The sequence below is a fragment of the Mycobacterium sp. IS-836 genome, from assembly GCF_001954275.1.
Lineage (GTDB): Bacteria > Actinomycetota > Actinomycetes > Mycobacteriales > Mycobacteriaceae > Mycobacterium.
In genome coordinates this window covers 1-17,860 of record NZ_MBEU01000003.1, presented here as the reverse complement: position 1 = coordinate 17,860, position 17,860 = coordinate 1, and the positions used below count along the sequence as shown (strand labels likewise).

Genomic DNA, 17,860 nt, shown 5'->3' with positions numbered 1-17,860 from the left:
CAGGTCAGCGGCTCCGACGCGGTATGGTGCATGACGTGGTGAGAATTCCGCGACCACCGCACCCGAGCGTGAAGCCCGGGCGCAAGGTCGACGCGCGCAGCGAACGCTGGCGCGAGCACCGCAAGAAGGTGCGCGGCGAGATCGTCGACGCCGCCTTCCGCGCCATCGACCGCTTGGGGCCCGAGCTCAGCGTGCGGGAAATCGCCGAGGAGGCCGGCACCGCCAAGCCGAAGATCTACCGGCACTTCCACGACAAGTCCGACCTGTTCGAGGCGATCGGGCAGCGTCTGCGCGACATGCTGTGGGCGGCCATATTCCCGTCGATCGACCTGAAAACCGATTCGGCCCGCGACGTGATCCAGCGCAGCGTCGAGGAGTACGTCAACCTCGTCGACAAACACCCGAACGTCCTGCGGGTCTTCATCCAGGGCCGTTCCGCCGCGAGCCCAAAGATCCTCGACGAGGGCCGGGGCATCACTCTGGCCATGGCCGACATGTTCGACAACGAGCTTCGCGAGATGGAGCTCGACCACGCGGCGATCGAACTCGCCGGACACGCCGCCTTCGGATCGGCCGCCTCGGCCACCGAGTGGTGGTTGGGCCCCGACCCCGACAGCCCGCGACGCATGCCGCGCGAACAATTCGTGGCCCATCTGACCACCATCATGATGGGGGTCATCGTCGGCACCGCCGAGGCGCTGGGCATCACGATGGACCCCGACCAGCCGATCCACAGCGTCGTGCCCAGCAACCCGGCCGCCAGCTGAGCGGCCGCGACGTTGACATCGCCACGGCCGTCGATAACACTCGCCTTATCCGATACCCTGGGTACTGGGTATTGCGTCAGCTGAAGGAAGCCCGATCCACCATGACCGATGTCGTAACCGAAGCCGATCCGCGGCCGCAGTCCGACCAACCGCCCGTCCATACCCGCGTCGTCATCATCGGGACCGGGTTCTCCGGGTTGGGCATGGCCATCGCGCTGCAGCAGCAGAGCGTGGACTTCGTCATCCTGGAGAAGGCCGACGACGTCGGCGGCACCTGGCGCGACAACAGCTATCCCGGCTGCGCGTGCGACATCCCCTCGCACCTGTACTCGTTCTCCTTCGAGCCCAAGCCGGACTGGAAGAACCCGTTCTCGTATCAGCCCGAGATCTGGGACTACCTCAAGGGAGTCACCCTGAAGTACGGCCTGCGCCGCTTCATCGAATTCAACTCGCTGGTCGATCGCGCCTATTGGGACGACGACGAGTATCGCTGGCACGTGTTCACCGTCGACGGGCGCGAATACGTCGCCCAGTTCCTGGTCTCGGGGGCCGGCGCGTTGCACATCCCGTCGTTCCCCGACATCGAGGGTCGCGACGAATTCGCCGGTCCCGCTTTCCATTCCGCCGAGTGGGATCACAGCGTCGACCTGACCGGCAAGCGGGTGGCGATCATCGGGACCGGAGCCAGCGCCATCCAGATCGTGCCCGAGATCGTCGGGCAGGTCGCCGAGCTTCAGCTTTACCAACGCACCCCGCCGTGGGTGGTGCCGCGCTCCAACCCCGAGATTCCGTCGGCGCTGCGCACGGCGATGGAAAACGTCCCCGGGCTTCGTCCGCTGGTGCGCCTGGCGATCTACTGGGGGCAGGAGGCGCTGGCCTTCGGCATGACCAAGCGCCCCAATGCGCTGAGATTCATTGAGGCGTATTGCAAGTGGAACATTTGGCGCTCGGTGAAAGATCGTGAGCTGCGCCGCAAGCTAACGCCTAAGTACCGCATCGGTTGCAAGCGAATCCTGAACTCCTCCACCTACTATGGCGCCGTCGCGGACCCGAAGACCAAACTGATCACCGACGGCATCACCCGCATCACGCGCGATGGGATCGTCACCGCGGACGGCACCGAACACCGGGCCGACGTGATCGTGTACGCCACCGGCTTCCACGTCACCGACTCCTACACCTACGTCCAGATCAAGGGGCAGCACGGCGAAGACTTGGTCGATCGGTGGAACCGCGAGGGCATCGGTGCGCATCGCGGCATCACCGTCGCTGACGTGCCCAACCTGTTCTTCCTGCTGGGACCGAATACGGGGCTGGGCCACAACTCCGTGGTGTTCATGATCGAATCGCAGATCCGCTACGTCGCCGACGCGATCGCAAAATGCGACAAGATGGGCGCGCAGGCGCTGGCTCCGACCCGCGAAGCGCAGGACCGCTTCAACGACGAGCTGCAGCGCAAGCTCGCCGACTCGGTCTGGAACACCGGCGGGTGCAGCAGCTGGTACCTCGACGAGCACGGCAAGAACACCGTGCTCTGGGGTGGCTACACGTGGCAGTACTGGATGGCGACCCGTTCGGTCAAACCGGAGGAATACCAGTTCTTCGGCGTGGGCAAGGTAGGCAGAAGCCGAGTTCAGGCTTCCTAGTAGGGGAACCGCGCTTTACGCTAGGAGGCTTATGAGCGCCTATCAGACCGTCGTGGTTGGCACCGATGGCTCGGACTCGTCGCTGCGAGCGGTGGAGCGCGCGGCCGCGATCGCTGCGGACAACGGCGCGAAATTGATCGTTGCGACGGCCCATCTGCCCGTCCCGGAAGAAAAGGGCCGCTACGCCATCCCGCCCGGGAGCGACCACGGCCAGGACTACCGGACGGTGGGCGAGGCCCCCTACTACGCGATCCTGCAGAACGCCAGGGAGCGCGCGCATCAAGCCGGGGCCCGGAACGTGGAGGAGAAGTCGATCGTCGGCGCCCCCATCAACGCGCTCGTGCAGCTCGCCGAGGACGTCGATGCCGACCTGCTGGTCGTCGGCAACGTCGGGCTCAGCAGCGTCGCCGGGCGGCTGCTGGGATCAGTCCCATCGGAAGTCTCCCGCAGGTCCAAGACCGACGTGCTGATCGTCCACACCACCGGCTGAAGCACTCGTTAATCGCGGCCTAGTAGCTCTGAGAAGGCTTTCGCAGCCGCATCCACCGCGGCGTCGTCGTTCGTGGCGACCAGATCCAGCAGCAGGCCACGAGTGACCGCGAGCCCGAGCCTCGCCATCGCGCCGTCGTAGGGAACGTCGGCGGAAGCCTCGACCTCACGCAGCCAGTCGTCGACGGCGCCGGGAATCATGCGCGTGAACGGCTTTTCGCCTTGGGCCGCCCGCGAGTAGCACTCGAAGAAGAGCCGCTCCAGCTGGCGCAATTCGGGGCGGCGGAGGTCGGCCCACATCGCGGCGAAGCCTTCGGCCGGATTCACAGGCAGCCCGGGGACGAGAGCCATCTGCCGGCGCTCGACCTCCTCGACGACCGCCACCAGCAGATCCTCGCGAGACCCGAAGTGGTGCAACAGCATTCGATGGCTGGTGCCGACCGCGGCGGCCACGTCGCGCAGCGACCGGTCGCCGATGCCGTTCGCGGCGAATTCCTCGATCAGCGCATCGAGGAGCTGGCGGCGCCGGTGGGAATCAGGAGTGCGGGCCATCGGCGCGGCTGAGCTGTTCAGACCGGGCCTTGAGACCTTGGGCCTCGAGTTGCAGGAAGCGCTTGGTCTTCTTGACCATCAGCCGCCCGACGAGCGCACCGAGTGGACCCCGTTGGTCGAGCTGCTGGCGCACCAGCGTGCGGCCGCCGGGTTGGGCGTCGACGTAGTGGCGAGCGGTCACCAGCGAGCCGGGGGAGCGCTGCACCCAGGTCCACGACGAGCCCGGGTCGACCTCGGTGACCTGCCAGACCAGCTTCTGCATGCCGGGCTGCTTGATCGCGAACCGCCTGCCGACGGCGAGCGCTGGTCCGTCCTGCCCGACCAGCGACGTCACTGATGCCGTCCAGTCGGGCCAGTGCTCGACGTCGCTGAAGACCTCCCATACCAATTGCGGCGGTGCGTCGATCTCGATGCTGTCCTCGTTAAACATGTACCAAATGGTACATCTACGGGTCGGGCTTTGCCTAGGCCTGGCCGATGCGGGCGTCGAGACGCTTGAGCGCCGCTTCGGCGCCGTTCCATCCCGGGATGCCGGTCACACCCGGACCGGGGTGGGTGCACTGGCCGCAGAGGAAGAGCCCGTCGAGCGGCGCGGCGAACTTGTCGGCTCCCTCGACGACGCGGCCGGTCCACAGCTGGTTGGGCTGCAGCAGGCCATGCGAGTAGTCGCCGGCGTGCGCGCTGAAGGTGCTGCCGAAGTAGCGGTTGGAGAACACGACCCGGTTGGTGACGGAGTCGGCGAACCCGGGCGCGAACGTGTCGAAGATTCTCACGCAGGTGTCGGCGTATTGCTCTTTCCAGCTTCGGTTTTCGTCGGCGTCGAGCCCGGTCGGGAAGTAGGGCGTGAAGATCGTTGCGCTGTGCTTGCCTTCGGGCGCCAGCGACGAGTCGACCATGCTGGGGATGTACAGGTAGGTGGGCGGGGCGTCGGGAAGCTGGCCCTTGCGGTACTGCTCCCAGGCGTCGCTGATGTATTCCGGTGACGGCGCGTACGCGACGGTGGGACACCATTGTCCGTTGTCGTGCATGAACGGCTGCAACCGCTCGATCCACTGGGGCGCCTGATCGATGGTCAGGTGCGCCTGGATGTATCCGAGATTGAAGTTGATTTCCTTGATCTTCCGGATGTAGTCGGGCGGAAAATGTTGCGCGCCGGCGAGATTCACGAAGGTGGTGTACGGGTCGAGCGAGGAGAGCACGACGTCGGCCGAAATCGTTGTGCCGTCGCGCAATTCGACACCGGTGGCCCGCCCGTCGGTGACCAGGATCTGCCTGACGTGCTGTTTGAGCTGTACCTCGGCGCCCAGCGATTCGGCGCGCCGGCATAGCGCCGCGCTGAGTGAGCCGATGCCGCCGCGCGGCATGATGTATTCGACGTTGCCGCCGCCGATCAGGTAGTGATACAGCGTCGACGCGTTCGAGCCCGGGGTCCAGGGGCCGCCGTCGAACGCATCGATGGACATCGCCGCCAGCGAGCCCTGGATGCAACGGGCCTGGTCCGGCGCCAGGAAGCGGCGGACCGTGTCCATCGTGCTGCCGTACCACATCTGGGCGAAGTCGTGGCGGTCCTCGGGCGTGGGCTGGGCGGCGATCACCTCGATGATGTCCAGCGGGGGACCGAAAGCCGAATCGACGAAATACGGTGCGAATCGGCCGATGTGGGCGAACAAGCCGCCCAGCGCCGCCGCTGTGTCGGCGCCATGATCGTCGAGCAGGTGGCGGGCCATTCGTTCGAGGTCGTTGTACATCACGAACGGGGTGTCCGCGGGATCGCCGAAGGTGCACGTGGACGTCCATTGGTCCATCAGCTCGAAGCCCCACTTGGTCAGCTCCAGGCGCTCGGTCATCTCCTGGCGCCAGATCAGCACCGCCCACGCGCCGACGCTGTGCTTGTAGCCGTCGAAGAGTTCCCGGGTCGCGGCCATCCCGCCGAGGAAGTGCGCCCGTTCCAGCACAAGCACTTTCGCGCCGCCCTTAGCCAGCACGTTCGCCGCAACCAGACCGTTGTGACCGGCCCCGATGACGATCGCGTCGTAGTCCGCCATGGTGACTCCTCGAGTGTGAGCGCGTCTGAAACGCACAATGTCACATATGACATATTTGCGTCAATGGTGACATTTTGTGGCATGCTGGCAGACGTGGAATCGCGTAGGCAGCGCACGCGTCAGGCGTTGCTGCACGCGGCGATGAAGCGTTTCGTCGCCGACGGCGTGCACCAAACCAGCGTCGCCGACATCGCCGGCGACGTCGGGGTGACCGAGCGGACCTTCTATCGGCACTTCCCGTCCAAGCACGCGGTGATATTCGCCGACTACGACATCGGCTTCGAATGGTTCGCCCGCGCGTTGGCGCTGCGCCCGCACGGCGAGCCCATCACGGCGTCGGTGCGAAAAGCCGTGGACGCCTTCCCTTTTGACTTCGCGATGGTCCGTGAGGCCGCCACCATCCGATCTCGCGACCTGGATCAGGACATCATCACCACGCACATTCGACGGATGCGCGATCAGGTCGCCGACGAGATCGCGCGCTTCATCCACGAACGATCGGCGCCGACCGCCGACGGGGCCATGATCGCCGACATCGCGGCGCACAGCCTGGCGACCGCGGTGTTCGTCGCGCTGGAGGCGTGGATGGCCAAAGACGAGCACGACATCGACGACCTGGGCCGGCTGACCGACATGGCGCTGAGCGCACTGGAGGATGGGCTCACCCACACGTTGCGCAAGGTGGGACTGGACTAAGCCGCGCTGCCTCCGCGCCGAACGTGCACTCACTGCGAGATTTCGGTCCGTTTTTCGCAATGAGTACACGCTCGGTGAAGCGAAGTTCGCGACACGCAAGCACAACGTCTTGTGTTGCCGCGGGTTGTCGCACCCCAGGGGTAGTGTTTGAAGCCTGAGTACCGCAGGCAAACGGTCTGGTGAAGTGGGGTTCTGGTGAGCGAAAAATTGAAGCTGATTGACCGCGTCTCGGCGATCAACTGGAACCGGCTGCAGGACGAAAAAGACGCCGAGGTCTGGGATCGGCTGACCGGCAATTTCTGGCTGCCCGAGAAGGTGCCGGTGTCCAACGACATCCCGTCCTGGGGCACGCTGACGGCTCACGAAAAGCAGATGACCATGCGGGTGTTCACTGGCCTGACGCTGCTGGACACCATCCAGGGCACGGTCGGGGCCGTCAGCCTGATCCCGGACGCGCTGACGCCGCACGAGGAAGCGGTGTACACGAACATCGCGTTCATGGAGTCGGTGCACGCCCGCAGCTACAGCAACATCTTCTCGACGTTGTGCTCGACCGCCGAGATCGACGACGCGTTCCGCTGGTCGGAGGAGAACCCCAACCTGCAGCGCAAAGCCGAGATCGTCATGCAGTACTACAAGGGCGACGAGCCGCTCAAGCGCAAGGTGGCCTCCACGCTGCTGGAGAGTTTCCTCTTCTACTCCGGGTTTTATCTGCCGATGTACTGGTCGAGCCGGGCCAAGCTGACCAATACCGCCGACATGATCCGGCTGATCATCCGCGACGAGGCCGTGCACGGCTACTACATCGGCTACAAGTTCCAGCGTGGCCTGGCATTGGTCGACGAGGTCAAGCGCGGTGAGCTCAAGGACTACACCTACGAACTGCTCTTCGAGCTGTACGACAACGAGGTGGAGTACACCCAGGACCTCTACGACGAGGTCGGGCTGACCGAGGACGTGAAGAAGTTCCTGCGCTACAACGCCAACAAGGCGCTGATGAACCTCGGCTACGAGGCGTTGTTCCCCCGCGACGAGACCGACGTGAACCCGGCGATCCTGTCCGCGCTCTCACCCAACGCCGACGAGAACCACGACTTCTTCTCCGGCTCCGGCTCGTCGTACGTGATCGGCAAGGCCGTCGTCACCGAGGACGAGGACTGGGACTTCTGAAACCCGCGCCGGCGGTCGTCGATCAGTTGTGGCCGTCGACACCGTCGAGGTGTTGGGCCTGGGTGGGCGAGTAAAACCTCGGCGCGATCGTCGCCATCACAGGTAAGCGCAGCGTCACCCCGTCGCGGATCGGCATGCGGACGTTGACGTACACGACCTGCATGTCCAGGCCCATCTGGACGCGCATTTCCCGCAGGCTCTCGGTTTGCACGGCCAGGCCCATGTCCCGTAGGCGCGCCGCCAAGCCGCGCTGCAACGCCCGGACCGGTTTCAGATCGCCCGGGTTATTGAGATGCACGTAAGCGATTGGCTTGGGAAGCTTCGGGCTGGGTCGGGTCATGGCTCGACTGTACTCCGCGCGGCGAACGAGAAAGCGCCAAAACCGTTTTTGACCAGCGGCTGGGGATTCTGCCGGCCGACGGTACGGGCGGTGAACGGGGCATGAATTGTCGGGACGGGGCGATGCCCCGGTGGCGCGGGCGACCGCGAAGCCATGACACTGATGGGGTGACCACATCCGGTTCTTCGCGCAATCACCCCCACTTCCTGCGGTCGGTAATCCGCTGGCTGCAAGTCGGCTACCCCGATGGCGTGCCCGGTCCCGACCGGGTGCCGCTGATGGCGCTGCTGCGCAGCACGCCGCTGACTGCCGATCAGCTCAAGGAGGTCGTGAGCAACCTGACCGCGAAAGGATCGCCCGCGATTACCGACGGCGTGATCGACGGCAACGAGATCGCCGAGACCATCTCCGAGCTGACGCATCGCGACCCCGGCCCGGAGAACGTCCGCCGCGTCGCCGCCACCCTGGCCGCCGCCGGATGGCCGCTGGCCGGCATCGACGTCAGCGAGGTTATCCCCGGTGACGAAGATGGCGAGGCCGCTGAAGAGATCGCGTGCGGGCGCAGTGTGGCCGAGGGCGCCTCACAGGCGTGAGATGTCGATGACGAAGCGGTAGCGCACGTCGCTGGCGAGCACGCGCTCGTAAGCTTCGTTGACGTAGTCCGGCTCGATGAGCTCGATTTCGGGCGTCACGTCGTGCTCGGCGCAGAAATCCAGCATTTCCTGGGTCTCGGCGATCCCGCCGATGTTCGAGCCGGACAGGCTGCGCCGCGCCAGCGCCAGCGGGAACGCGCCGACCTCCATCGGATGCTCGGGAATGCCGAGCTCGACCAGCGTCCCGTCGACGTCGAGCAGGCCGAGGTAGTCGTTGAGCTTCAGGTTCGCCGACACCGTGTTGAGGATCAGGTCGAAGTTGCTGCGCAGCTTCTTGAAGGTGTCGGGGTCGGCCGTCGCGTAGTAGTGGCTCGCGCCCAGGCGCAGCCCGTCCTCCATCTTCTTCAGCGACTGCGACAGCACCGTTATCTCGGCGCCCATCGCGGCGCCCAGCTTGACGCCCATGTGCCCCAGGCCGCCCAGGCCGATGATCGCCAGGCGGGTGTCCGCCCCGGCGTTCCAGTGCCGCAGCGGCGAGAACAGCGTGATGCCCGCGCACAGCAGGGGCGCCGCCTTGTCCAGCGGCAGCGAGTCGGGGATGCGCACGACGAAGTTCTCGTCGACGACGATCGCCTCGCTGTAACCGCCCTGCGTGGACGTTCCGTCCTTGTCGATCGAGTTGTAGGTGAAGGTCGCGCCCGGTTTGCAGTACTGCTCCAGTCCGGCCTTGCAGCTACTGCACTCGCCACACGAGTTGACCATGCAGCCCACGCCGACGTGGTCGCCGACCTTGTACTTGGTGACCTCCGAACCGACCTCGGACACCACGCCGGCGATCTCGTGGCCGGGGACCACCGGGTAATTCGGTTGGCCCCATTCGGCTTTGACGGTGTGGATGTCGGAGTGGCAGATCCCGGCGAACTTGATGTCGATCGCTACGTCGTGCGGACCGGGGTCGCGGCGGGTGATGGTGGTCTTGGTCAGCGGCGCGGTCGCCGATGTCGCGGCATACGCCGAAACAGTGCTCATGGCAGATCCCTCTTCGATTTCGTTGCGTCCTAGAAAAGCTTAGCTAAGGTAAGGTTTTTAGGCCAATCGGCCGGTTCATTAGTTGATCGGGGCGTTGAGCAAGCGAAGATCGTCCACGATGCCGCGGGCGGCGATCACGCCCTCGCCGGTCTGCCATATCTCATCGTTGACCACGTAAACCCGGTTGTCGTGATAGGCGGACAGCTTGCGCCACGAGTCGCTGTCCAGGACAGTGGCGGCGCGGTCCGCGGCGGCGGGGGTGGCGCACGACACGTAGATCACGTCGGCATCGGCGGCGGACAGATTCGGCACCTTCGCGAGGTCGGCATCGGTGGCGGCGACCTCGATGTAGGGCTTGTCGGTGAACCGCTGCGCGGCCGGCCGGTCCACGCCGACCGCGGTGAGCACGCTGGCCGGAAAGTTGTTCGACCCGTAGATCCGGATGCTGGTGGTGGTCAGCTGCACGACTGACGCCTGGAAGTGGGCCGCGTCGTGGCTGGCGCCGATCTGCGTGGCCCGCTGGGTGAAGCCGCCGATCAGTCCGTCGACCGCGCCGCCACGGGCCGTGGCCGCGCCGACGCCGCGCAGGTTGTCCTGCCAGGCGGCGCCCGGGGCCGCGGTGAACACCGTCGGGGCGATCGCCGCCAGCTGCGGGTACAACTTCGGCGTCAACCCCTGCGAGCCCAGGATCAAATCCGGGTGGGCCGCCGCGATCGCTTTCAGGTCGGGATTGCTGCGCGTTCCGACGCCGGGCAAGCCGTGGACCGCCTTGCCCAGATAGGACGGCTGACTCGGCGAGCCGTCCGGCAGGGCGGCGGCCACGACGCGGGATTGCAGGCCGAGCGCGCACAGGGCGTCGAGCTGATCACCCGAGAGCGCCACGATGCGCTGCGCCTCGGCGGGAACGGTAGCGACGTCGGGGGTGACCCCGGCGGCATTGTGGGCCTGCCGCGTCGGCGGCCCCGGGTCGGCCGCGGCCGCGTCCCGCACGCACGACTCGTCGGGCTGGCGGTCGTTTCCCAGCACCCCGGCCCCGGCGATCTGGGTGGTGGGCGTGACCAGCGATCGGGCCGACGGTTTGGAGCCGGATCCGGACCCGCAACCGCCGCACGCCACGACCAGTGCTGCGGCCACCGTCACCGCTGCGGCGGCGCCCGGAATCGATCGCCTCCCGCCGATTTGCACGCGTCCGACGCTAACATCCGGCGACTTCGGAGCCGATTACGACAGTTTGTAGGACCAGGCCCGCCACCGACCTGATCGAAGGCTAAGATTCGAACCATTGGTTCTGGGCCCCGGTCCGAGAATGTTTGGAGGAGCTGTTGACAGCTGAAGCGCCCCCCTTGGGAGAACTCGAGGCCGTCCGCCCGTATCCGGCCAGAACCGGTCCCAAAGGGAACCTCATCTACAAACTGATCACGACCACCGATCACAAGCTGATCGGCATCATGTACTGCGTCGCCTGCTTCATCTTCTTCTTCATCGGCGGGCTGCTGGCGCTGTTGATGCGCACCGAGTTGGCCGCGCCGGGTCTGCAGTTCCTGTCGAACGAGCAGTTCAACCAGCTGTTCACCATGCACGGCACGATCATGCTGCTGTTCTACGCGACGCCGATCGTGTTCGGTTTCGCCAACCTGGTCCTGCCGCTGCAAATCGGCGCGCCCGACGTCGCCTTCCCGCGGCTCAACGCCTTCTCGTTCTGGTTGTTCTTGTTCGGCGCCACCATGGGTATGGCCGGTTTCGTCGTTCCGGGCGGGGCCGCGGACTTCGGCTGGACGGCCTACACCCCGCTGTCCGACGCCATCCACTCACCCGGCGCGGGCGGAGACCTGTGGATCATGGGTCTGATCGTCGCGGGTCTGGGCACCATCCTGGGCGCGGTCAACATGATCACCACGGTCGTCTGCATGCGCGCACCGGGGATGACGATGTTCCGGATGCCGATCTTCACCTGGAACATCCTGGTGACGTCCATCCTGGTGCTGATCGCGTTCCCGTTGCTCACCGCGGCGCTGTTCGGCCTGGCCGCCGACCGGCACCTCGGCGCCCACGTCTACGACGCGGCCAACGGCGGAGTTCTGTTGTGGCAGCACCTGTTCTGGTTCTTCGGCCATCCCGAGGTGTACATCATCGCGCTGCCGTTCTTCGGGATCATCACCGAGGTGATCCCGGTGTTCTCCCGCAAGCCGGTCTTCGGTTACACCACGCTGGTCTACGCGACCCTGTCGATCGCCGCGCTGTCGGTGGCGGTGTGGGCGCACCACATGTTCGCCACGGGAGCCGTTCTGCTGCCGTTCTTTTCGTTCATGACGTATCTGATCGCGGTGCCGACCGGGATCAAGTTCTTCAACTGGACCTTCACAATGTGGAAGGGCCAGTTGACCTTTGAGACGCCAATGCTGTTCTCGGTGGGCTTCCTGGTGACCTTCCTGCTGGGCGGTCTGACCGGCATCCTGCTGGCCAGCCCGCCGCTGGACTTCCACGTGACCGACACCTATTTCGTTGTGGCGCACTTCCACTACGTCCTGTTCGGCACCATCGTGTTCTCCACCTTCGCCGGTATCTACTTCTGGTTCCCGAAGATGACCGGCCGGCTGCTCGACGAGCGGCTGGGCAAGCTGCACTTCTGGTTGACGTTCATCGGCTTTCACACCACGTTCCTGGTGCAGCACTGGCTGGGCGATCAGGGTATGCCGCGCCGCTACGCGGACTACCTGCCCACCGACGGCTTCCAGCCCCTGAACATCGTCTCGACTATCGGGGCGTTCATCCTGGGCGCGTCGATGTTCCCGTTCGTCTGGAACGTCTTCAAGAGCTGGCGCTACGGCGAGGTCGTCACGGTCGACGACCCGTGGGGCTACGGCAACTCGCTGGAGTGGGCGACCAGTTGCCCACCGCCGCGGCACAACTTCACCGAGCTGCCCCGAATCCGTTCGGAGCGACCGGCATTCGAGCTGCACTACCCGCACATGGTCGAGCGGCTGCGCGCCGAGGCGCACGTGGGCCGAGCCCATGGGCCGGCGAGCGGCGACGTCACCAGAGCCGACGACGTCAGCGTTCGCAGCTGACGGGCGGCGGCGGCCCTAAGCGAGGCTAAGTCAGGGGTGAACACTCCATACAGGGTGTCGGTGCTGATCACCGTCACCGGCGCGGATCATCCGGGTGTGACGTCGGCGCTCTTCGACGCGCTGTCGCGGCACGGAGTCGAGCTGCTCAACGTCGAACAGGTGGTGATCCGGGGGCGGCTGACGCTGGGTGTGCTGGTGTCCTGCTCGGCGGAGGTCGCGGAAAGCCCATCGCTGCGCGCCGACGTCGAGACCGCGATCCACGGGGTCGGGCTCGATGTCAGCATCGAGCGCAGCGACGACGTGCCGATCATCCGGCAACCGTCGACCCACACCATCTTCGTGCTGGGCCGGCCGATTACCGCCGGCGCGTTCGGCGCGGTGGCCCGCGAGGCCGCGGCGCTGGGCGTCAACTTCGATGTCATTCGCGGGGTTTCCGACTATCCGGTGACCGGGCTGGAGCTGCGGGTCTCGGTGCCGCCGGGGGCCGACGGCCTCCTGCGGACCGCCCTGAACCGGGTGTCCTCCGAGGAGCACGTCGACATCGCGGTCGAGGACTACGGCCTGGCCCGGCGCACCAAACGGCTCATCGTGTTCGACGTCGACTCGACGCTGGTGCAGGGCGAGGTCATCGAGATGCTGGCCGCGCGCGCGGGCGCCGAGGGAGCCGTCGCCGCGATCACCGAGGCCGCGATGCGCGGCGAGCTGGACTTCGCGCAGTCGCTGCAGCAGCGGGTGGCGACCCTGGCGGGCCTGCCCGCGACCGTGATCGACGAGGTCGCCGCCCAGCTGGAACTGATGCCCGGGGCCCGCACCACGCTGCGGACGTTGCGGCGCTTGGGTTTTCACTGCGGCGTGGTCTCCGGGGGTTTCCGACGGATCATCGAACCGCTGGCGCACGAGCTGATGCTGGACTTCGTCGCCGCCAACGACCTCGAGATCGTCGACGGCACGCTGACCGGCCGGGTCGTCGGCCCGATCATCGACCGGCCCGGAAAGGCCAAGGCGCTTCGCGACTTCGCGCAGCAGGCAGGGGTGCCGATGGCGCAGACCGTCGCCGTCGGCGACGGCGCCAACGACATCGACATGCTCTCCGCGGCGGGCCTGGGCGTGGCGTTCAACGCCAAGCCGGCGCTGCGTGAGGTCGCCGACGCGTCGTTGAGCCACCCGTACCTGGACACCGTGCTGTTCCTGCTCGGCGTCACCCGCGGCGAGATCGAGGCCGCCGACGCCGGCGATCTTGGAGTACGACGTGTGGAGATCCCTTCGGATTAGTGGCGCCACGGGCAAGCACCCGGCGGCCTAGGCGGCGGCGCGGTACGGCACGATGATCGGGTGCCCGAAACCGGCGACACCGCATCCGATCCCGATCTGCTGATCGACTTGCGGGGTGTGTCGTTGCGCCGCGGCGGGCGCACCTTGGTCGGGCCGGTGGACTGGGCGGTCGAACTCGACGAGCGGTGGGTGATCGTCGGCCCCAACGGCGCCGGCAAGACGTCGCTGCTGCGGATCGCCGCGGCGGCCGAGCACCCATCGTCGGGCGTCGCCCACGTGCTCGGCGAGCGGCTGGGCCGCGTCGACGTCACGGAGTTGCGCGCCCGCATCGGCCTGTCATCCTCGGCGCTCGCGCAGCGCGTGCCCGACGACGAAGTGGTGCGCGATCTCGTCGTCTCGGCCGGCTACGCGGTGCTCGGCCGATGGCGGGAGCGCTACGAAGACATCGACTACCGGCGCGCGATCGACATGCTGGAGAGCCTGGGCGCCGAGCATCTCGCGGAGCGCAGCTACGGCACGCTGTCGGAAGGCGAACGCAAACGGGTGCAGATCGCCCGCGCCCTGATGACCGACCCGGAGTTGCTGCTGCTCGACGAGCCCGCCGCCGGCCTGGACCTGGGCGGCCGGGAGGAGTTGGTGGCCAGGCTGGCCGATCTGGCCGCCGACCCCGACGCGCCCGCGCTGGTGCTGGTCACCCATCACGTCGAGGAAGTTCCCCCCGGCTTCAGCCACTGCATGCTGCTGTCGGAGGGTCGGGTGGTCGCGGCGGGGCTGCTGGCCGACGTGCTCACCGCCGAGAACCTGTCGGCGGCGTTCGGCCAGTCGATCGCCCTCGAGATGGTCGACGGGCGCTATTTCGCGCGGCGCGTCCGCAGCCGCGCGGCCCACCGGAGGCTGCTATGACCGCACCGCACGACGAGGCTCCACTGGTTCCGCGGCCGGCCGCGACCGTGATGCTGATCCGCGACGCAGGGCCCGGCCTGAGCGTGTTCCTGATGCGCCGGCACTCGCGGATGGAATTCGCGGCGGGCACGATGGTGTTCCCGGGCGGCGGCGTCGACGACCGCGACCGCAACGCCGACATCGCGTGGGCGGGGCCGCCTCCGCAGTGGTGGGCGCAGCGCTTCGGCATCGAACCCGAACTGGCCGAGGCCCTGGTTTGCGCCGCGGCCCGCGAGACCTTCGAGGAGTCGGGGGTGCTTTTCGCGGGGCCGGCGGGCCAGGCCGGTTCGGCACCGGACAGTCTCGTCGGCGACGCCTCGGTATACGGCGACGCCCGCCGCGCGCTGGCCGCCGGCACGCTGTCCTTCGCGGACTTCCTGCGCCGGGAAAACCTGGAGCTGCGGGCCGACCTGCTTCGGCCGTGGGCCAATTGGGTCACCCCGGAGGCCGAACGGACCCGCCGATACGACACCTATTTCTTTGTGGCCGCGCTGCCGCGGGGTCAGCGTGCCGACGGTGAGAACACCGAATCCGACCGCGCCGGGTGGACCACGCCGCAGGCCGCCATCGACGACTTCGCCGCCGGCCGTTGCTTCTTGCTGCCGCCGACGTGGACGCAGCTGGACTCGCTCGCCGGCCACACGGTGGCCGACGTGCTGGCGGTCGAACGGCAGATCGTGCCCGTGCAGCCGCATCTCGAAATCCAGGGCGACAACTGGATTTTCGAGTTCTTCGACTCCGACCGCTACCACCAGGCGCGCGAGGCCGGGGGAATGGGGTGGCGGCATTGAGCGAGTTCGTCAGCGTGGTGGTCAGTGACGGCTCGCGGGATGCGGGCCTGGCCATGTTGCTGCTGTCGCGGCCACCCACGAACGCGATGACCCGGCAGGTCTACCGCGAGATCGCGGCCGCGGCCGACGAGCTGGGGCGCCGCGACGACGTCGGCGCCGTCATCCTGTTCGGTGGCCACGAAATCTTCTCCGCCGGCGACGACATGCCCGAGCTGCGGACGCTGAGCCCGAGCGAGGCCGACACCGCGGCCCGGGTGCGCCGGGAGGCCGTCGACGCCGTCGCGGCGATCCCCAAGCCGACCGTGGCAGCGATCACCGGATATGCGCTGGGCGCCGGCCTCACCCTGGCCCTGGCCGCCGACTGGCGGGTCAGCGGCGACAACGTCAAGTTCGGGGCGACGGAGATACTGGCGGGCCTGGTCCCCGGCGGCGGCGCAATGGCTCGCCTGGCCCGCGTGGCCGGGGCGAGCCGGGCCAAGGACCTGGTGTTCAGCGGGCGCTTCTTCGACGCCGAGGAGGCCCTGGCGCTGGGCCTGATCGACGAGATGGTGGCTCCCGACGACGTCTACGACGCCGCCGCGGGGTGGGCCCGCCGCTTCCTCGACGGGCCGTCGCGCGCGCTGGCCGCCGCCAAGGCCGGCATCAACGCCGTCTTCGACCCGGCTCCGGGCGCCGGTTAGGCTGCCCTGCATGACGAGGAGTTCGACTGACGCCGTCCCCAACCCGCGTGCCACCGCCGAGCAGGTCGAAGCCGCCCGCCACGACAGCAAGCTCGCGCAGGTGCTCTACCACGACTGGGAAGCCGAGACGTACGACGAGAAATGGTCGATCTCGTATGACCAGCGCTGCATCGATTACGCCCGGGACTGCTTCGACGCCATCGCGCCCGAGCACGTCCTGCGCGAACTGCCCTACGACCGGGCCCTCGAAGTGGGTTGCGGGACAGGGTTTTTCCTGCTGAACCTGATCCAGTCCGGCGTTGCCCGCCGCGGTTCTGTCACCGATCTCTCGCCCGGCATGGTCAAGGTCGCCACCCGCAACGGACAATCGCTGGGGCTCGACATCGACGGCCGGGTGGCCGACGCCGAGGGCATCCCGTATGACGACGACACCTTCGATCTGGTGGTCGGGCACGCCGTCCTGCATCACATTCCCGACGTCGAGCTGTCGCTGCGCGAGGTGGTCCGGGTGCTGCGCCCGGGCGGCCGGTTCGTCTTCGCCGGGGAACCGAGCAATGCCGGCGAGGTCTATGCGCGCGCGCTCTCGACACTGACCTGGCGGATCGTCACCAACGCCACCAAGTTGCCCGGACTGACCGGGTGGCGGCGACCGCAGGCCGAGCTGGACGAGTCGTCGCGCGCCGCGGCGCTCGAGGCGCTCGTCGACCTGCACACCTTCGCGCCGGAAGACCTGGAGCGGATGGCCACCAGCGCCGGAGCCGTCGACGTCGCGACCTCCACCGTCGAGTTCACCGCCGCGATGCTGGGCTGGCCCCTGCGGACCTTCGAGTGCGCGGTGCCGCCGGGGCGGCTGGGCTGGGGCTGGGCGAAATTCGCATTCACCAGCTGGAAGACCCTCAGCTGGGTGGACGCCAACGTGATGCGGCATGTGGTGCCGAAGGGCTGGTTCTACAACGTGATGATCACCGGGGTCAAACCGTCCTGAGCGTCGGCGGCCTGCGCTTCGGCACCGCCGACGTCGAATATCTGCGGTCGGAAGCGGGCACGGCGGCGCTTGCCGCCGTCGCCGACCTGCCGCTGACGGACCGCACCCGCATCGCCGACGTCGCCTCCGTGCGTGCCCGCTTCGGGGCCCGGACGCCGATTCTGGTGGAGACGACGTTGCTGCGCCGCCGCGCCGCGGACAAGCTCGGCCAGCTCGGTGACGTGTCCGCTTGGCTGTTCACCGACGAGGCCCTGCAGCAGGCGACCGCGGCGCCGGTGGCCCTGCACCGGGCGAAGCGGTTCGCAAAGGCCGGGAGCCCATTGGTTCACGACGCGACCTGTTCGATCGGCACCGAGGTGGCCGCACTGGGCGCGGCGGGGACCGACGCGGTGGGCAGCGACATCGACCCGGTGCGCCTGGCGATGGCGCGCCACAACCTGGGCCCCGGCGCTGCCTTGTGCCGGGCCGACGCGCTGCGTCCGGTCACCCGCGACGCCGTCGTGCTCGTCGATCCGGCGCGCAGGGTGGGCGGGCGGCGGCGTTGGCGCCCGGCCGACTATCAACCGGGCCTGGGCCAGTTGCTCGACGCCTACAGCGGCCGCGACCTCATCGTAAAGTGCAGTCCCGGAATAGATTTCGAATACCTGCGGCGTGCCGGCTTCGACGGTGAAATCGAGGTGACGTCGTACGGCGGTTCGGTCCGCGAGGCGTGCCTGTGGTCGGCCGGGCTGGCCGAGCCGCGTGTGCGTCGTCGAGCGAGCGTCCTGGATGTCGGCGAGCAGATCACCGACGCTG

The 17,860-nt window shown here is 67.4% G+C and carries 18 protein-coding genes and 1 pseudogene; 13 read left to right on the top strand and 6 right to left on the bottom strand.

Annotated elements, in window-relative coordinates; all coding sequences use genetic code 11:
- The first annotated feature begins 35 nt into the window (after positions 1–35).
- The 3 genes from A5747_RS01130 to A5747_RS01120 all read left to right on the top strand — a co-directional run bounded on the left by A5747_RS01130 (position 36) and on the right by A5747_RS01120 (position 2,903).
- Positions 36–767: a TetR/AcrR family transcriptional regulator gene (locus A5747_RS01130; protein ID WP_139333467.1), complete on the top strand. Its 732-nt coding sequence runs from the start codon at positions 36–38 to the stop codon at positions 765–767.
- 101 nt (positions 768–868) lie between these two features.
- Positions 869–2,413, top strand: coding sequence for an NAD(P)/FAD-dependent oxidoreductase (locus tag A5747_RS01125; RefSeq protein WP_076121680.1), 1,545 nt, complete (start codon positions 869–871; stop codon positions 2,411–2,413).
- Between the two features lie 31 nt (positions 2,414–2,444).
- On the top strand, positions 2,445–2,903 hold the full coding sequence (locus tag A5747_RS01120) for a universal stress protein (protein ID WP_076121678.1): 459 nt from the start codon (positions 2,445–2,447) through the stop codon (positions 2,901–2,903).
- Positions 2,904–2,911: 8 nt separating this feature from the next.
- Here the strand turns inward: A5747_RS01120 and A5747_RS01115 are convergent, their stop codons facing one another.
- From A5747_RS01115 to A5747_RS01105, 3 genes are read right to left on the bottom strand one after another with little or no spacing between them, the layout of a single operon-like run.
- On the bottom strand, positions 2,912–3,454 hold the full coding sequence (locus A5747_RS01115) for a TetR/AcrR family transcriptional regulator (RefSeq protein ID WP_076121675.1): 543 nt from the start codon (positions 3,452–3,454) through the stop codon (positions 2,912–2,914).
- On the bottom strand, positions 3,438–3,884 hold the full coding sequence (locus tag A5747_RS01110; protein ID WP_076121673.1) for an SRPBCC family protein: 447 nt from the start codon (positions 3,882–3,884) through the stop codon (positions 3,438–3,440). Before A5747_RS01110 ends, A5747_RS01115 begins: the two co-directional genes overlap by 17 nt.
- A 34-nt stretch (positions 3,885–3,918) precedes the next feature.
- Positions 3,919–5,499 (bottom strand): NAD(P)/FAD-dependent oxidoreductase, encoded by a 1,581-nt coding sequence (locus tag A5747_RS01105; protein ID WP_076121670.1) that lies wholly within the window; start codon positions 5,497–5,499, stop codon positions 3,919–3,921.
- A gap of 81 nt (positions 5,500–5,580) precedes the next feature.
- On the opposite strand from A5747_RS01105, the gene A5747_RS01100 reads away from it, so the two are divergent.
- Positions 5,581–6,195, top strand: coding sequence for a TetR/AcrR family transcriptional regulator (locus A5747_RS01100; protein ID WP_076121667.1), 615 nt, complete (start codon positions 5,581–5,583; stop codon positions 6,193–6,195).
- 195 nt (positions 6,196–6,390) lie between these two features.
- Entirely contained in the window at positions 6,391–7,365 is a 975-nt protein-coding gene (nrdF, locus tag A5747_RS01095) for a class 1b ribonucleoside-diphosphate reductase subunit beta (protein WP_139329721.1), read from the top strand.
- A 22-nt stretch (positions 7,366–7,387) separates the two neighbouring features.
- Here the strand turns inward: nrdF and A5747_RS01090 are convergent, their stop codons facing one another.
- Positions 7,388–7,705, bottom strand: a complete 318-nt coding sequence (locus tag A5747_RS01090; RefSeq protein ID WP_076121664.1) for a hypothetical protein — start codon at positions 7,703–7,705, stop codon at positions 7,388–7,390.
- Positions 7,706–7,872: 167 nt separating this feature from the next.
- Between A5747_RS01090 and A5747_RS01085 the strand changes: the two genes are divergently transcribed.
- Complete coding sequence (locus A5747_RS01085; RefSeq protein ID WP_076063312.1) at positions 7,873–8,298, top strand: DUF3349 domain-containing protein; 426 nt, start codon at positions 7,873–7,875, stop codon at positions 8,296–8,298.
- Here A5747_RS01085 and A5747_RS01080 read toward each other — a convergent pair.
- Both A5747_RS01080 and A5747_RS01075 read right to left on the bottom strand, forming a co-directional pair.
- On the bottom strand, positions 8,287–9,327 hold the full coding sequence (locus A5747_RS01080; protein ID WP_076121662.1) for an NAD(P)-dependent alcohol dehydrogenase: 1,041 nt from the start codon (positions 9,325–9,327) through the stop codon (positions 8,287–8,289). The genes A5747_RS01085 and A5747_RS01080 overlap by 12 nt on opposite strands.
- A gap of 78 nt (positions 9,328–9,405) precedes the next feature.
- Positions 9,406–10,512 carry an iron-siderophore ABC transporter substrate-binding protein gene (locus tag A5747_RS01075; protein WP_369804965.1) on the bottom strand — a complete coding sequence of 369 codons (1,107 nt, stop codon included), beginning with the start codon at positions 10,510–10,512 and terminating at the stop codon, positions 9,406–9,408.
- 137 nt (positions 10,513–10,649) lie between these two features.
- Between A5747_RS01075 and ctaD the strand changes: the two genes are divergently transcribed.
- From ctaD to A5747_RS01040, 7 genes and pseudogenes are all read left to right on the top strand, one after another.
- Positions 10,650–12,395 (top strand): cytochrome c oxidase subunit I, encoded by a 1,746-nt coding sequence (gene ctaD / locus A5747_RS01070; protein WP_076121886.1) that lies wholly within the window; start codon positions 10,650–10,652, stop codon positions 12,393–12,395.
- 36 nt (positions 12,396–12,431) lie between these two features.
- Positions 12,432–13,667 carry a phosphoserine phosphatase SerB gene (serB, locus tag A5747_RS01065; RefSeq protein WP_076121660.1) on the top strand — a complete coding sequence of 412 codons (1,236 nt, stop codon included), beginning with the start codon at positions 12,432–12,434 and terminating at the stop codon, positions 13,665–13,667.
- Positions 13,668–13,727: 60 nt separating this feature from the next.
- Positions 13,728–14,570 (top strand): ABC transporter ATP-binding protein, encoded by an 843-nt coding sequence (locus tag A5747_RS01060; protein WP_076121657.1) that lies wholly within the window; start codon positions 13,728–13,730, stop codon positions 14,568–14,570.
- Positions 14,567–15,400, top strand: coding sequence for an NUDIX hydrolase (locus tag A5747_RS01055; protein WP_076121654.1), 834 nt, complete (start codon positions 14,567–14,569; stop codon positions 15,398–15,400). The genes A5747_RS01060 and A5747_RS01055 overlap by 4 nt, the downstream gene beginning before the upstream one ends.
- Positions 15,397–16,068: pseudogene (locus A5747_RS01050) on the top strand (enoyl-CoA hydratase); the annotation flags it as partial. The gene A5747_RS01055 and the pseudogene A5747_RS01050, both read left to right, overlap by 4 nt.
- Positions 16,069–16,090: 22 nt before the next feature.
- A complete protein-coding gene (locus A5747_RS01045) occupies positions 16,091–17,065 on the top strand; it encodes a class I SAM-dependent methyltransferase (RefSeq protein ID WP_076121652.1) in 975 nt (324 codons plus the stop codon).
- On the top strand, positions 17,062–17,860 hold a 799-nt coding region (locus A5747_RS01040), incomplete at its 3' end, for a class I SAM-dependent methyltransferase (protein ID WP_198938107.1). The genes A5747_RS01045 and A5747_RS01040, both read left to right, overlap by 4 nt.

Coding starts and splice junctions, on each gene's coding strand:
- A5747_RS01125 (WP_076121680.1), top strand. CDS start 869: ATGACCGATGTCGTAACCGAAGCCGATCCGCGGCCGCAGTCCGACCAA.
- A5747_RS01120 (WP_076121678.1), top strand. CDS start 2,445: ATGAGCGCCTATCAGACCGTCGTGGTTGGCACCGATGGCTCGGACTCG.
- A5747_RS01115 (WP_076121675.1), bottom strand. CDS start 3,454: ATGGCCCGCACTCCTGATTCCCACCGGCGCCGCCAGCTCCTCGATGCG.
- A5747_RS01110 (WP_076121673.1), bottom strand. CDS start 3,884: ATGTTTAACGAGGACAGCATCGAGATCGACGCACCGCCGCAATTGGTA.
- A5747_RS01105 (WP_076121670.1), bottom strand. CDS start 5,499: ATGGCGGACTACGACGCGATCGTCATCGGGGCCGGTCACAACGGTCTG.
- A5747_RS01100 (WP_076121667.1), top strand. CDS start 5,581: ATGCTGGCAGACGTGGAATCGCGTAGGCAGCGCACGCGTCAGGCGTTG.
- A5747_RS01090 (WP_076121664.1), bottom strand. CDS start 7,705: ATGACCCGACCCAGCCCGAAGCTTCCCAAGCCAATCGCTTACGTGCAT.
- A5747_RS01080 (WP_076121662.1), bottom strand. CDS start 9,327: ATGAGCACTGTTTCGGCGTATGCCGCGACATCGGCGACCGCGCCGCTG.
- A5747_RS01055 (WP_076121654.1), top strand. CDS start 14,567: ATGACCGCACCGCACGACGAGGCTCCACTGGTTCCGCGGCCGGCCGCG.
- A5747_RS01045 (WP_076121652.1), top strand. CDS start 16,091: ATGACGAGGAGTTCGACTGACGCCGTCCCCAACCCGCGTGCCACCGCC.